This is a genomic window from Pseudomonas sp. HPB0071 (assembly GCF_000478505.2).
In the GTDB taxonomy this organism is placed as follows: domain Bacteria; phylum Pseudomonadota; class Gammaproteobacteria; order Pseudomonadales; family Pseudomonadaceae; genus Chryseomonas; species Chryseomonas luteola.
Genome location: NZ_KI517367.1, coordinates 2,278,152 through 2,292,087, shown reverse-complemented (window position 1 = coordinate 2,292,087; position 13,936 = coordinate 2,278,152). Strand labels below are relative to the sequence as shown.

13 protein-coding genes are annotated in these 13,936 nt (G+C 60.4%); 4 read left to right on the top strand and 9 right to left on the bottom strand.

The window, feature by feature from the left end; translation table 11 throughout:
* Nucleotides 1-148: 148 nt before the first annotated feature.
* From rhtB to HMPREF1487_RS10795, 3 genes are read right to left on the bottom strand one after another with little or no spacing between them, the layout of a single operon-like run.
* Entirely contained in the window at nt 149-781 is a 633-nt protein-coding gene (gene rhtB, locus HMPREF1487_RS10805; RefSeq protein WP_010796685.1) for a homoserine/homoserine lactone efflux protein, read from the bottom strand.
* Nucleotides 782-796: 15 nt separating this feature from the next.
* Nucleotides 797-1,381, bottom strand: a complete 585-nt coding sequence (locus tag HMPREF1487_RS10800) for a mechanosensitive ion channel family protein (protein WP_233432108.1) — start codon at nt 1,379-1,381, stop codon at nt 797-799.
* Nucleotides 1,381-3,291 (bottom strand): ATP-binding cassette domain-containing protein, encoded by a 1,911-nt coding sequence (locus tag HMPREF1487_RS10795; RefSeq protein WP_037029930.1) that lies wholly within the window; start codon nt 3,289-3,291, stop codon nt 1,381-1,383. Before HMPREF1487_RS10795 ends, HMPREF1487_RS10800 begins: the two co-directional genes overlap by 1 nt.
* A 162-nt stretch (nt 3,292-3,453) precedes the next feature.
* On the opposite strand from HMPREF1487_RS10795, the gene HMPREF1487_RS10790 reads away from it, so the two are divergent.
* From HMPREF1487_RS10790 to HMPREF1487_RS10775, 4 genes are all read left to right on the top strand, one after another.
* A complete protein-coding gene (locus tag HMPREF1487_RS10790) occupies nt 3,454-3,918 on the top strand; it encodes a TIGR02444 family protein (RefSeq protein WP_010796682.1) in 465 nt (154 codons plus the stop codon).
* Nucleotides 3,919-3,929: 11 nt separating this feature from the next.
* On the top strand, nt 3,930-4,583 hold the full coding sequence (locus HMPREF1487_RS10785; protein WP_010796681.1) for an FKBP-type peptidyl-prolyl cis-trans isomerase: 654 nt from the start codon (nt 3,930-3,932) through the stop codon (nt 4,581-4,583).
* 161 nt (nt 4,584-4,744) lie between these two features.
* The gene (locus HMPREF1487_RS10780; protein WP_010796680.1) at nt 4,745-6,238 is read left to right on the top strand and encodes an aldehyde dehydrogenase; all 1,494 of its coding nucleotides are present in this window, start codon (nt 4,745-4,747) and stop codon (nt 6,236-6,238) included.
* Nucleotides 6,239-6,533: 295 nt separating this feature from the next.
* Entirely contained in the window at nt 6,534-6,725 is a 192-nt protein-coding gene (locus HMPREF1487_RS10775) for a hypothetical protein (RefSeq protein WP_037029926.1), read from the top strand.
* Between the two features lie 83 nt (nt 6,726-6,808).
* On the opposite strand, the gene gcvT is transcribed toward HMPREF1487_RS10775, so the two are convergent.
* The 6 genes from gcvT to HMPREF1487_RS10745 all read right to left on the bottom strand — a co-directional run bounded on the left by gcvT (nt 6,809) and on the right by HMPREF1487_RS10745 (nt 13,843).
* Nucleotides 6,809-7,927: a glycine cleavage system aminomethyltransferase GcvT gene (gene gcvT, locus HMPREF1487_RS10770; RefSeq protein ID WP_010796678.1), complete on the bottom strand. Its 1,119-nt coding sequence runs from the start codon at nt 7,925-7,927 to the stop codon at nt 6,809-6,811.
* A 239-nt stretch (nt 7,928-8,166) separates the two neighbouring features.
* Nucleotides 8,167-11,025: an aminomethyl-transferring glycine dehydrogenase gene (gcvP, locus tag HMPREF1487_RS10765; protein WP_010796677.1), complete on the bottom strand. Its 2,859-nt coding sequence runs from the start codon at nt 11,023-11,025 to the stop codon at nt 8,167-8,169.
* Nucleotides 11,026-11,035: 10 nt separating this feature from the next.
* Nucleotides 11,036-11,404 (bottom strand): glycine cleavage system protein GcvH, encoded by a 369-nt coding sequence (gcvH, locus tag HMPREF1487_RS10760; protein WP_010796676.1) that lies wholly within the window; start codon nt 11,402-11,404, stop codon nt 11,036-11,038.
* A gap of 190 nt (nt 11,405-11,594) precedes the next feature.
* Nucleotides 11,595-12,818: a glutathionylspermidine synthase family protein gene (locus HMPREF1487_RS10755; protein WP_010796675.1), complete on the bottom strand. Its 1,224-nt coding sequence runs from the start codon at nt 12,816-12,818 to the stop codon at nt 11,595-11,597.
* Nucleotides 12,815-13,420 (bottom strand): DUF1190 domain-containing protein, encoded by a 606-nt coding sequence (locus HMPREF1487_RS26310; RefSeq protein ID WP_010796674.1) that lies wholly within the window; start codon nt 13,418-13,420, stop codon nt 12,815-12,817. Before HMPREF1487_RS26310 ends, HMPREF1487_RS10755 begins: the two co-directional genes overlap by 4 nt.
* Nucleotides 13,421-13,429: 9 nt before the next feature.
* Nucleotides 13,430-13,843, bottom strand: coding sequence for a DUF350 domain-containing protein (locus tag HMPREF1487_RS10745; protein WP_010796673.1), 414 nt, complete (start codon nt 13,841-13,843; stop codon nt 13,430-13,432).
* Nucleotides 13,844-13,936: the final 93 nt, after the last annotated feature.

Below are 13,936 nucleotides of genomic sequence, written 5' to 3'. Positions count from 1 at the left end.
AGCCTGCCGAGTCGCTGTTTTCAGGTTTTCGTCGGGAGACGGGATTGGCGCAAGGGCGCGCAACGAGATATCAACAGGCGAGAGCGCTCAGCCAAACCGCTCTGGCAAGCGGATCAGCTGGCATGAAAGGATTAGCGGTGTAGCAGACTCAGCTGACAGCTTGCCGAACCGTGGCCAGCAGCCCGGCAGCGCCCATGAATAAGCCAGAGAAGACGCGGTTGGTGAGCCGCTGCTGACGTGGCGTGCGCAATACGCGCAGCACCCTGGCGGCAAGACCGGTATAGCCAGCCATAACGATCAGGTCGACCGTGACCATGGTAGCGCCAATGATCAGGTACTGAGCCAGCAACGGCTGACTGGGATTGATGAACTGAGGCAATACCGCCAGCATGAACACAACAGCCTTGGGATTGCTGGCATTCACCAGGAAGCCGCGAAAGACCAGCGAAGAGGCGCTGGCGGTAGCGCCGGGTTTGGGTGCGTTGGAAAAGTCCATGGGCGCGGCTTTCCACTGCCGGATGGCGAGGTAGACCAGGTACAGCACGCCGAACCATTTGATTACCGCGAACGCCAGTTGCGAGGTTGCGAGCAGAGCCCCTACCCCGGCGGCCACGATCGCAATCTGCAGAGCAAGCCCCAACTGCAGGCCAATAGCGTTCCAGTAGCCATGCCAGAAACCATGACGCAACCCCGCCGACATGGAAGCAATGGCGCCTGCGCCAGGGGAAAGACTGATCACCCAGCAGGCCAGCAGAAAGGCCAGCCATGTATGCAGCGCCATCGGGAACTCCTTTTATCAGCGATCCAGGAAGGTGAAGGGTACGTCTGTACCACGCCAGCGGCGAACAGCCTTCTGGAAAAACAGCGAATTGGGAATCTGCAACAGCGCAGCTTCCTCGCTGTTGACGCCTTCGGTCATGTCTTCCAGCGTGGTATACAGCATGTTGATCGCCACGACACGTCCTTTCACGCCGGGCTTGTCCGCCGCATCGATGATCTCGACCCGATCGCCCAGCCGAAACGGCCCCACCGTAAAGATGAGCAGCGCACAGAACAGGTTGGACAGGACGCTCCAGATAGCAAAGAACGCAACTGCAGCCACCGCGATAAAGCCGGAAAGTGCCGCCCAGAGCACCGAGCCGGACACACCGAAGCGCTCTAGAACCATGAGCAGTGCACTGCCCATGATCAGCCAGCGCAGCAAGCCCCGCATGACCAGTACGAATTGTGGCGGCAAGTGGTAACGCTCGCCGATGCGGGTAATGGCCCGTGCGATGAAGCGTTGCAGGATATACCCGGCAAGCAGGATAGCCAGGACCTGCACGCCCAGAATGACGCCGCGCTCCCAACCTGCCGGAATAAGAGAATGAAGTTCTTCGATCACGAGGCGTTCTCCAGTTCCAGCTGCAGACTTTCCAGCCGCTCGAGGGCTTCCAGCCAGCCTTCTTCCAGTTCGCTCTCGCGTGATTTCAGTTGTGCCTGTTCCGCCAAGGCCACTCGAAGCTCCTCTTTACGTGATGCTTCATACAGACCACTGTCGCCCAGACGTGTTTCGAGTGCGGCCAGCTTTTCCTGGACCTTGCCCAGCTCCTTTTCGAGCTTGTCTGCCTCGCGCTTGAGCGGGGCGAGCTGCTGGCGCAGCGCAGCCGCCGCCTGGCGCTGGGCACGCTTGTCGACCTTGTCGGCATTGGCATCCGGGGCGGACACAGGTTGCTGGCGGGCGCGAAACTCCACCAGCCACCGCGCATAATCGTCCAGGTCGCCGTCAAAAGCCTGTACGCGGCCATCGGCGACCAAGAGAAACTCATCCGTCGTGCTCTTGAGCAGATGACGGTCGTGGGAGACCACTAGCACCGCGCCGGAAAACTCCTGCAGGGCCATGGTCAGCGCCAGGCGCATATCAAGGTCCAGGTGGTTGGTCGGTTCGTCGAGCAACAGAAGGTTGGGCTTTTGCCAGGCGATCAATGCCAGGGCCAGACGCGCCTTTTCACCACCGGAAAAATTCAGGACAGCCTCATCGCAGCGATTGCCACGGAAGTCGAATCCTCCGAGGAAATCCCGTAGCGTCTGCTCACGCTCACCCGGCGCGATACGCTGCAGGTGCAACAGCGGGCTGGCCTTGGGGTCAAGCGAGTCCAGCTGATGCTGGGCAAAGTAGCCGATGGCCAGATTCTCACCGCAGGTCAGACGGCCGCCCAGCGGTTGCAGTTCGCCAGCCAGGGTCTTGATCAGAGTGGACTTACCCGCCCCGTTCGGCCCCAGCAGGCCGATACGGGCACCGGGCGCCAGCTGCAGCTTGACCGGGTGCAGAATGGTCTTGTCGCCATAGCCGAGACGGCCTTCGCTCAGGTCCAGCAGCGGATTGGACAGCTTGTCGGACTCACGAAAACTGAAATCGAACGGCGAATCCACATGGGCAGGCGCCAGTTCTTCCAACCGCTCCAGGGCCTTGATCCGGCTCTGGGCCTGGCGTGCCTTGGTGGCCTGTGCCTTGAAGCGCGCAATGAATTTTTCCATGTGCGCGCGCTGCGCCTGCTGCTTCTCGTACGCTTGCTGCTGTTGGGCCAGCCGCTCGACGCGGGTACGCTCGAAGGCAGAGTAACCGCCGCGGTAGAGCGTCAGCTTCTGCTGTTCGAGGTGAACGATCTGATCCACCACGGCATCGAGGAAGTCGCGGTCGTGGGAAATCAGCAGTAACGTACCGGGATAGCTCTTGAGCCACTCTTCCAGCCAGAGGATGGCGTCGAGATCAAGGTGGTTGGTGGGCTCGTCGAGCAGCAGCAGGTCGGAAGGACACATCAATGCCTGTGCAAGGTTCAGACGCATCCGCCAGCCGCCTGAGAAGTCGCCTACACGGCGCTCCATCTGCTCCGGCATGAAACCAAGCCCAGCCAGCAGTTTGCGGGCTCGGGCGTCCGCAGTATACCCATCGGCCGCTTCCAACTCGGCATGCAGGCGCGCCAGAGCATTGCCGTCGTGCGCGGCTTCTGCCGCTACCAGCCCGGTCTGAATATCACGCAGGTGAACGTCCCCATCCAGGACATAGTCGACCGCCAGCCGATCAAGGGTATCGACTTCCTGGCGCATGTGGGCAATTCGCCAGGCCGCCGGTAGCTGGCAATCACCGGCATCCGGCACGAGCTGCCCCCGCAGCAGGGCGAAGAGACTGGACTTGCCCGCTCCGTTGGCACCCACAAGACCGGCCTTCTGGCCTGGGTGCAGCGTCAGTTCGGCACCTTCCAGCAAACGCTGTGGGCCACGTTGTAAGGTAAGGTTATGTATTCGAATCATGGCGGCGAGTGTAGAGCCTATTGACTTGGTGAGGCGAGCCGGACAGCACCGGTGCCTTTGGAAACTGGCGAGTAAAGGCGGTTTCGCGCCCGCTGGCAAGCACTCTTCGCTGACCGTCATGCCCATCGTCAACAGGACCGCCTTGCCTACAGGACTCTTATCATGGAAAAAATGCTCTGGCCCTATGCACTTGCGCTGTATGCCAGATCCGATGTCACCCAGGCCTGCCTGACGTTACAGAGCGCCGGCGCGGATGTCTGCCTGCTGCTAACCGGTGCCTGGCTGGGTAACCGAGGCGTGGCACCAATGATTGAGCGCCAGCGGCTATTGGAGATCGTGGCGGCCCCCTGGCGAGCAACTGTTGTGGAGCCCCTGCGCGTGCTACGCACTTACTGGAAGCCAGCCGCGCAAACCGATACTGCACTCGCCGCGCTGCGTGAACGCTTGAAACAATTGGAGCTGGACGCCGAGCACGAACTGCTTACACGTCTGGAGCAGGCCAGTGTAGGCTGGCCCCTTACTTCCCAGCCTGACCCGGCTGGCTGGCTGACCGCACTGGCTGGCCCGGCGGGTACGGCTGAACCTGGCGCTCTGGATACGCTTATCCAGGCTGCTCTTCATGCATGAGGATGTTGTAGATGTTACGCCTTTCGCTGTTAAGCCTGTGTCTGCTCCTTCCTCTGGCGGCGCACGCCGAGGACAAGGTCAAGGACGAGCTGGCCTATAGCCTGGGGACCGAAATCGGCAACCGCTTGAAAAGCGAGCTGCCGGATTTGCAAATCGACGACCTGATCAAGGGCCTGAATCAGTCCTACAAGGGCGAGCCGCTGGCAATGGATCAGAAAAAGATCGATGAGCTGGTGGCCCAACATGAGGAAGTGATCGACCAGCAGGAGGAATCCAACAATGTGGAAGCCGCCAGGCAGGCGGAAACCCGCTTTCTGGTCAATGAGAAGACCCGTTATGGTGTGAAGGAATTGCCAGGCGGCGTGCTGGTAACCGTTATCCGCCAGGGTACCGGGCCGCAGCCCAAAGCCGATGGCCAGGTGCAGGTCCGCTATATCGGTAAACTGCCTGATGGCAGCACTTTCGATGAACAGCAGACTCCTCAATGGTTCAAGCTGTCCAGCGTCATTCCCGGCTGGCGTACAGCCCTGACCCAGATGCCGGTTGGCTCGCAATGGCGCATCGTGGTGCCCTCGTCACAGGCCTATGGCGATGAAGGTGCCGGAGATCTGATCCCGCCTTATTCGCCACTGGTCTTCGAGGTCACGCTGGAGGCCACCCGCTAGGATCGAAAAGTGTTCAATAATTTGAACATATCAGCCTTGTAACAAAGGCTTTGTTAAATATTGCTAACACCCTTGGGCTGGTTTAGGGTGGCTGACAGCTTTGCGGATGCGCCAGGCTTCACGGCCACCGCCTCTTCTACCCTGTTTGAGAGGAAACCAGCATGAGCACGCCAACCCGCGCCGAATGGGAACAGCGCTTCCAGAGCCTAACCATTGAAGGCCGCGCCTTCATCCAGGGCGAATACTGTGATGCTGCCTCCGGTGAGACCTTTGACTGCATCAGCCCCGTCGACGGCCGCTTTCTGGCCAAGGTAGCAAGCTGTGATGTTGCCGATGCCGACCGGGCAGTTGCTAGCGCCCGTGCCACGTTCGAATCCGGCGTCTGGTCGCGCATGGCACCCGTCAAGCGCAAAGCGATCATCATCCGTTTCGCCGATCTGCTCGAGCAGCACGCTGCAGAGCTTGGCCTTCTGGAAACGCTGGATATGGGCAAGCCCATCAGCGACTCCTATCACATCGATATTCCACTCTCCGCCCGCGCCCTGCGCTGGAATGGCGAGGCCATCGACAAGATCTACCATGAAGTCGCAGCCACTGCCCACGACGAGCTGGGCCTCGTCACGCGTGAGCCAGTGGGTGTCGTTGCCGCTATCGTGCCGTGGAATTTCCCGCTGATGATGGCCTGCTGGAAGCTCGGCCCGGCCCTGGCGACCGGTAACTCGGTTGTGCTCAAACCTTCCGAGAAGTCCCCGCTGACCGCTATCCGCATTGCCCAGCTGGCCATCGAGGCCGGCATTCCGGCGGGCGTACTCAACGTGCTGCCAGGCTATGGTCATACCGTAGGCAAGGCGCTGGGCCTGCACATGGACGTAGACACCCTTGTGTTTACCGGGTCGACCCGCACCGCCAAGCAGCTGATGGTCTACGCGGGCGAATCCAACATGAAGCGCGTTTGGCTGGAAGCGGGCGGCAAGAGCCCGAACATCGTGTTTGCCGATGCACCAGACCTGGAGGAAGCCGCCAAGGCAGCAGCCAGTGGCATCGCCTTCAACCAGGGCGAAGTCTGTACAGCCGGATCACGCCTGCTGGTCGAGCGTTCGATCAAGGATCAGTTCTTGCCGTTGGTGATCGAGGCGTTGAAAACCTGGAAACCAGGCCACCCGCTGGACCCGGAAACCAATGTCGGCGCCCTGGTGGATACGCAGCAGCTCAATACCGTGCTCGGCTACATCGAAGCCGGTCACGCTGACGGTGCTCAGCTGGTAGCTGGGGGCAAGCGCACCCTGGAGGAAACCGGTGGTGTGTATGTGGAGCCGACCATTTTTGATGGCGTTTCCAATGCCATGAAGATCGCTCAGGAAGAAATCTTCGGGCCGGTATTGTCTGTCATTACCTTTGACACGGCTGAGGAAGCGATCAAGATCGCCAACGACACCCAGTACGGATTGGCCGCGGCGGTCTGGACGCGTGACATCTCCAAGGCGCATCTGACAGCCAAGGCGCTACGGGCCGGCAGCGTATGGGTCAACCAATATGATGGTGGTGACATGACAGCTCCCTTCGGTGGCTTCAAGCAGTCGGGCAATGGGCGGGACAAGTCGCTGCATGCCTTTGACAAGTACACCGAGATCAAGGCGACCTGGATCAAGCTATAAGCCGATCGACCTTTTCTGCGCTGCGCTTATCATTGCCCTGCCGCAATTGAGCGTAGCGCAGTACCCTTACCAGCCCAGCCCCAGCGCTCCTATAAGGGGTAGTTTTGCGTCATCGTTGCTGCTGGCGCGTACCTGTTCAGGGTGGAAACCTATGGCGAAGCGAATTAATAAGGCCTGATTTGCTTTGCCGATCACGCTTCTGACCAACGGTGTGAGCAAATCCCTCTCTAGCCTGTCTCTAGCGACAGCGCGTACTATGCGCGCCGGTCAATCCCTTAACGAGCAGGACATGCGTATGAGAGAGTACACTTTGGGTCAGCCTGCCATGCAAGGGGTGGGCTATCAGCACGCCGATCGTTCTGTCAGCCAGTCGATCCAGGCCGCTATCAATGTACAGCGCAACCGCGTGACCAGTCAGGTCCAGCGGATCAACGATCAGTTGTGGGAAGTTTGGCCCGATGGCCGTCGTAAACTGCTGAATCGCTGAAGCAATGGATGTAAGAAAGCCGTGCCGGTTTGACCGCGCACGGCTTTTTTGTACCTGCCTTTCTGACGCCACAACCGGAAGGCTTATCCTCGGTAATAGCGCTGCGGTACGAAAGGCATCCTGGCGACCTTAACGGCAACCGGCTTGTTGCGCACCATGGCAAACAGCTCAGTGTCCAGAGCTGCATAGGCGCTGTCGACATAACCCATCGCAACCGGCGCACCCAGGGTTGGGCCAAAGCCGCCACTGGTCACCTTTCCGATCACCGCACCGTTTGCGTCCACCAGTTCCGCACCCTCACGGACCGGCACCCGCTCCTGCACCAGCAGACCGACACGCTTACGCGCCACACCATTCTGTTGCTGGGCAAAGATGGTCTCGGCGCCAGGAAAACCACCGGCCCTCGCACCGTCTGCACGGCGCGGCTTGGATAGCGCCCAGACCAGACTGGCTTCAACCGGCGTTGTCTGCGTATCCATATCATGGCCGTACAGGCACAGGCCTGCCTCCAGACGCAGGGAGTCACGCGCGCCCAGGCCAATGGCTTGTACTTCCGGCTCGGCCAGCAGGGCCCGGGCCAACGCTTCGGCGCCTTCTACCGGCACGGAAATTTCAAAGCCGTCTTCACCGGTATACCCGCTGCGGCTGACGATGCAGTCGTAATCCAGCAGCGTGACGCGGGCAATGTTCATGAACGTCATGCCGGACACCTGCGGCGCAAGTCGCGCCAGCACGGCCACGGCTGCCGGTCCCTGCAAGGCCAGGAGCGCCCGCTCTTCGAACAGGGGTTCGACATGACAGCGCGAGCCGATATGCTCTTTGAGGTGAGCCAGATCCTGATGCTTGCACGCGGCATTTACGACCAGATACAGGCAATCGCCCAGGTTCGCGACCATGAGGTCGTCGAGAATGCCGCCCTGCTCGTTGGTGAACAAGGCGTACCGCTGCATGCCTACCGGCAGGCCTACGATATCGACCGGAACGAGCCCTTCCAGCGCGGCGGCGGTACTGTCGCCCGTCAGCAGGATCTGGCCCATGTGGGAAACGTCGAACAATCCGGCCTGGGCGCGGGTGTGCTGGTGCTCCTTGAGCACGCCAAGGGGGTATTGCACCGGCATGTCATAACCGGCGAACGGCACCATGCGTGCGCCCAGTTCAAGGTGCAGGGCATGGAGTGGGGTTTTGAGCAGTGATTCGGTCACGGGGACTCCTTCATGAGTCGTGCAGTCGCGTCCAACGCGAGCAAAAGGGCCGGTCAGGCATGGCTAACGGCACACCGCGCCAAGCATGGACGTGCCTTACAGTAAAGCCGTAAAAGCCGTAACGGTGAAAACCGCGTTGAGGCCATGTGCCCGGCCAGTTGACAGGCATCACGGCGCTCCATCTCCTCCTGTGGAATAGGCAGGAGGAGATGGGCAAGGTGATACGCATCCGCTGCGGATCACGCGTCCTGATACGCCTCGATCGGCGGGCAGGAGCAGATCAGGTTGCGGTCACCGTACACATTGTCGATCCGCGCCACGGGCGGGAAGTACTTGCCGTTCACCAGCGATGGCAACGGGTACACCGCCTGTTCGCGGCTGTAGGGATGCGTCCATTCGCCGGTCAGCTCGCGTGCGGTATGCGGCGCGTTCTTGAGCGGATTGTCATTGGCATCCAGCGTACCGGCCTCGATGGCACGAATCTCTTCGCGAATAGCGATCATGGCGTCGCAGAAGCGATCCAGCTCGGCCTTGGACTCGCTCTCGGTCGGCTCGATCATCAGCGTGCCGGCTACCGGGAAGGACATGGTAGGCGCATGGAAGCCAAAGTCGATCAGGCGCTTGGCCACATCGTCCACGGTCACGCCACTCGTTTCCTTGAGCGGACGCAGATCGAGAATGCACTCGTGCGCCACCAGGCCGCCTTCACCCGAGTACAGCACTGGGTAGTGGGTTTCCAGACGACGGGCGATGTAGTTGGCATTCAGGATCGCAATCTGCGAGGCGCGGGTCAGCCCCTCGCCGCCCATCATCTTCATGTACATCCAGGAGATGGGCAGGATGCTCGCGCTGCCATAGGGCGCTGCCGACACTGCACCTTCTTTGCGCTCGAGCCCGGCATGACCCGGCATGAACGGCGCCAGATGGGACTTCACACCAATCGGGCCTACGCCCGGACCGCCACCACCGTGCGGGATGCAAAAGGTCTTGTGCAGGTTCAGGTGAGACACATCGCCGCCAAACTTGCCTGGCGCGCACAGGCCCACCATGGCGTTCATGTTGGCGCCATCGATGTAGACCTGACCGCCATGCTCGTGAACGATGCTGCAGATCTCGCGGATCGCCTCTTCGAACACACCGTGAGTGGAAGGATACGTAATCATCAGCGCGGCCAGATTGGCAGCGTGCTGCTGGGCCTTGGCACGCAGATCACCCACATCCACGTTGCCGCGGCTGTCACAGGCCACCACGACCACACGCATACCGGCCATCGAGGCGGTTGCCGGGTTGGTGCCATGGGCAGACGACGGGATCAGGCAGATATCGCGCTGGGTGTCGCCGCGGCTTTCATGATAGGCGCGAATGGCCAACAGGCCCGCGTATTCACCCTGGGAGCCGGCGTTGGGTTGCAGGGAGATGGCGTCGTAGCCCGTAGCGGCGCACAGCATCTGCTCCAGCTCGGCGGTCATCTGGGCATAGCCCTCGGTCTGGTCGGCTGGTGCGAAGGGATGCAGATTGCCAAATTCGGCCCAGGTGATCGGAATCATCTCGCTGGCCGCGTTGAGCTTCATGGTGCAGGAGCCCAGCGGGATCATGGTGCGATCCAGCGCCAGATCCTTGTCCGCCAGGGTGCGCAGGTAGCGCATCAGCTGGGTTTCGGAGCGGTATTGGGAGAAAACAGGGTGCGTCAGGAAGGTGGACTGACGACGCAGCGTCGCAGGCAAATGCTCCTCGGCCTGGTCCAGCAGGCTATCCAGGGAAGGCACGGGCTGGCCATCGCTGAAAATCTCCAGCAGGGCCATGACGTCTTCGACTGTGGTGGTCTCGTCCAGCGAAACCCCCAGGTCGGTGTCACGGATCACGCGCAGGTTGAAGCCTTTGGCGCGGGCCGCTTCGTGAATCGCATTGGTTTTGTCGCCAAATACCAGCGTCAGCGTATCGAAAAAGGTTTCCTGGGTGCGATGGCCTAGTGCATGCAGACCGGTCGCCAGCAGGGCAGTCAGGCGATGAATGCGCGTAGCGATGTGCTTGAGACCTTCCGGACCGTGGTAGACGGCATACATGCTGGCAATGTTGGCCAGCAGGACCTGAGCTGTGCAAATGTTGCTCGTCGCCTTCTCACGACGGATGTGCTGCTCACGGGTCTGAAGCGCCAGCCGATAGGCCGGGTTGCCATGACGGTCAATGGATACGCCCACCACACGGCCGGGCATGTCACGCTTGTATTTGTCCTGAGTGGCAAAATACGCAGCGTGCGGGCCGCCAAAGCCGAGCGGTACGCCAAAGCGCTGGGCCGTGCCGATAGCGACATCCGCGCCAAACTCGCCGGGTGGGGTCAACAATGTCAGGGCCATCAGGTCAGCCGCGACGGCGACCAGGGCACCCGCCTGATGGAAGGCCTCGATGACTTCACGGTAATCGCGGATTTCGCCCGTGGTCATCGGGTACTGGAACAGGGCACCAAAGAAACGGCCGTGATCGTCGATGTCCGTTTCCACACCCACTACGATTTCAATACCCAGCGGCTCGGCGCGGGTGCGGATCACATCGATGGTCTGCGGGTGGCAATGCAGGGAAACGAAGAAGGCCTCGGCCTTGCTTTTGGACAGACGACGGCAGAATGTCATGGCCTCGGCGGCAGCCGTGGCCTCGTCCAATAGGGACGCATTGGCTACAGGTAGCCCGGTCAGATCGCCGATCAATGTCTGGAAGTTCAGCAGTGCCTCCAGACGACCCTGGGAGATTTCCGGCTGGTAAGGCGTATAGGCCGTGTACCAGGCGGGATTTTCCAGCAGGTTGCGCAGGATGGGCGCCGGGGTATGGCAGTTGTAATAGCCCTGTCCGATAAAGGACTTGAACAGCTTGTTCTTGCGGGCGATGCCACGCAATTCGGCCAGGGCGTCGGCTTCGGACAGCCCCTGGGGCAAATCCAGTACGCTGGTGCCCTTGATGCTATCCGGGATGACCTTGGCTGTCATGGCGTCCAGCGAATCGTAGCCCAGCAGGTCGAGCATGGACACGATGTCCAGCTCGCGCGGGCCGATGTGGCGCGAAATGAATTCGTCAGCGGTGCTGAATGAGTCGCGAAAATCGGTCATGGTCACCTCCTCAAGCCTTGATCAATTGAGCGTAGCCGTCTTCGGTGAGCAGCGTGCCGAGTGCTTCTGGATCGGCAGGACGCATGCGGAAGAACCAGCCGGCGTCGAGAGGGTCCTGGTTGACTTTCTCAGGGGCATCGCCAAGCGCTTCGTTGATTTCCAGGATCTCGCCATCGATCGGCATGGCAATGTTGCTGGCGGCCTTGACCGACTCCAGTACCGCCACCTCTTCGCCCTTGGCGTAGGTGCGCAGCTCCGGCAATTGCACGAAGACCAAGTCGCCCAGCGCATCCTGAGCATAGTCTGTAATGCCTACGGTTACAGTGCCATCGGCTTCCAGACGCAGCCATTCGTGTTCTTCGGTAAAGCGCATAACCATTGCAGACTCCTGAATAGGGGTAACCCAGCTGGGCACTAGCTGACCTCCTTCATAGCAAGGCAGATGCCAAGGTCTTACCGATGGCGCAATGCCAGAGCACGCGCGGCCTACAGAAAAATGAGGTAATAAAAGGCGGTGTAACGAAAGTGCTACACCCCATGGAAAGAAGTCTCCCAGAGGCCATGCGAGCCTAGAACAGATAAGGCATTGTCAGCGTTCGTATCGAATCCATTACAGTGCAATGAATTCGATACAGATTTAATCTAGGATGAAGTGGGGGCAGGAAGCGCGAGCTGTCTTGGGTAATTAATGTTGCATCCTCACGGATACCCACCCCACAGGCCGTGTCACCTACCACCCAACTGCCAATAACAGGGTAGTTACCGGAAAAACAAGGCAACGGGTGACATTGCTGCACGATGCTGGGGCCCGCGTATGGGCCCGGCACGTCCAGACGCGTGCCGTCCAGACTGTGCAGTTCGATGTTGGCACCCTCCCGTGAGAACAGCGGCTTGCGCACCCAGCCTGGCGCGACCGGACTACCGGCCTCTTTATCGAAAAAGGCTGGAAGCAGATTGGGATGCCCTTCATGTCGCTCCCACAGCAAGGCCAGAATACCTTTGTTGCTGAGCAGCGCCTTCCACGGCGGCTCATAGAATTGCGTAAAGGAGCTGGGAATAGAATGTCCAAACGCCTCGTCCAGCATGAACTCCCACGGGTAGAGCTTGAACAGTGACGGGATGAATTCATCGTTCAGGTCCACAAACCCCTGTGACCTGTCCAGCCCGATATCCTCCACAGCGATATAACGCGTCTGAATACCCGCCTGGGTGGCACAGTCCCGCAGATATTCGACCGTGCCGCGATCCTCCTGCGACTCTCTGACCGAGGCCAGATACAGGGGCTGATGCGGTCGCAAGGCACGAATTGTCTGGATTAGCTGCTCCTGAATGCTGTTGTACTGATCCGCCCCGGCGGGAAGCCTGCCCGCCTGTTGCATCTGCTCCAGCCATAGCCACTGGAAAAAGGCTGCCTCGTACAGCGAGGTCGGCGTGTCGTAATTCAGCTCGAACAGCTTGGCCGGTCCCTGACCGCTATAGACCAGATCCATACGGCCATACAGATGGCGGTCCCGACGTCTCCAGCTGGCAGCCGCACACGCCCAGAAGTACTCCGGTACAGCCAGACGCGAGAGCAGTGCCTCGCTGCCGACGATCTCGTCGACCAGTGCCATGCACATCTGATGCAACTCGGCTGTGGGGGCTTCCAGATCGTTTTCGATCTGCTTCAGGCTGAACTGGTACGCGGCCCGCTCATCCCAATAGGGTTCGCCATCAAAGGTGTGGAACAGAAAGCCAAGCTGCTCCGCCTGCTCGCGCCAGTCCGGGCGCTCGGTCATATCGATCCGCTTCATGATCCGCTCGACCGTGACGAGTAAGAGGCTGCCCGTGCTCCAAAACCGCCCCGGCTGACAACCCTAGACTCGCTGGAGGCATAGGCGCTCTTGTTCAGATAGGCGATACCCGGTCGTGAACCGACCACCTCGTTATTGGCAGTGCGGTAATGCGCCAGGTCGTCCCGTGACTGGTACAGCGGCTGGCTGGGAAAGGTACGCGTGTACTCGCGCTGGCGTTGTCCTCCGCTGACGCTACTGGAATAACCATAAGAGGCACCGCCCGAGGACGATGATTCACTCTCCCGCGGCGGGCGCTGGCCCAGCAGAAAGCCGGTCATGAGCGGAACGTAGAACGAAGACCGGGGCTCCAGCAGCTCGCAGCCATTGGTACCAAAGTCGATCTCGCATTCACCCAGGGAGGCATAACGCGGCGCACTACGGTGATGGACCGCACGGGAAGATTCATACTCCGAGGAGCAGAGGCTGGGCGTGAAAGTGCCGTCGCGGATGCACTCGGCAACGGATCGGTACAGATAACCCGGCTTGGGTTGATCACACCCGGCCAGCATGAGGGGTGTCACTCCAACCAGTACCAGTTGGATGGCTCGGCTGCGTTTCATGCCCTGCCCTCACCCGCTGATGGCGGCGGCATTAAGCACGCCAATCGATACAGACATCGTCGCCACGAGAATACCGCTGGCCATTTCGTTATTGCTGAGCCGTTGGGGCAGCCCCGGCACGAGAAGGCGCAGCACGACGAATGTAACCAGCTGAGCGACTGCTGCGATCAGGGCCCAGAGTAGGTAGTCCAGCGCACTGACCGAGACCCGCATCGCGCTGGCCAACGGCAGGACAAACCCCAGCAACGTACCACCGAACGCCAGGGCCGCCGCTGGCACGTTGTTGCGAATCAGCTGCCACTCACGGTGTGGAGTAAGCCAGCTGAAAGTGAAAGCAAACGCGCCCAGAAGCGCGAGCGAGAGAATGAAATAAATGGCGAACGCCGGCAGACCACTGAGGTAGTCAAGCACGCTGGCAAGCATGGGACACTCCTTGTCACGAATGAGCCGGCAGGCTAAGGCACCTGCCGGGGGCGCGCATTTTCGCAACTTCGCGCCCGTTCATCCATGCTCTCT

Coding starts and splice junctions, on each gene's coding strand:
- HMPREF1487_RS10775 (WP_037029926.1), top strand. CDS start 6,534: ATGAGAGAGTACACTTTGGGTCAGCCTGCCATGCAAGGGGTGGGCTAT.
- HMPREF1487_RS10785 (WP_010796681.1), top strand. CDS start 3,930: ATGTTACGCCTTTCGCTGTTAAGCCTGTGTCTGCTCCTTCCTCTGGCG.
- HMPREF1487_RS10795 (WP_037029930.1), bottom strand. CDS start 3,291: ATGATTCGAATACATAACCTTACCTTACAACGTGGCCCACAGCGTTTG.
- gcvH (WP_010796676.1), bottom strand. CDS start 11,404: ATGGTTATGCGCTTTACCGAAGAACACGAATGGCTGCGTCTGGAAGCC.
- HMPREF1487_RS26310 (WP_010796674.1), bottom strand. CDS start 13,420: ATGAAACGCAGCCGAGCCATCCAACTGGTACTGGTTGGAGTGACACCC.
- HMPREF1487_RS10755 (WP_010796675.1), bottom strand. CDS start 12,818: ATGAAGCGGATCGATATGACCGAGCGCCCGGACTGGCGCGAGCAGGCG.
- rhtB (WP_010796685.1), bottom strand. CDS start 781: ATGGCGCTGCATACATGGCTGGCCTTTCTGCTGGCCTGCTGGGTGATC.
- HMPREF1487_RS10780 (WP_010796680.1), top strand. CDS start 4,745: ATGAGCACGCCAACCCGCGCCGAATGGGAACAGCGCTTCCAGAGCCTA.
- HMPREF1487_RS10745 (WP_010796673.1), bottom strand. CDS start 13,843: ATGCTTGCCAGCGTGCTTGACTACCTCAGTGGTCTGCCGGCGTTCGCC.
- gcvP (WP_010796677.1), bottom strand. CDS start 11,025: ATGACCGATTTTCGCGACTCATTCAGCACCGCTGACGAATTCATTTCG.
- HMPREF1487_RS10790 (WP_010796682.1), top strand. CDS start 3,454: ATGGAAAAAATGCTCTGGCCCTATGCACTTGCGCTGTATGCCAGATCC.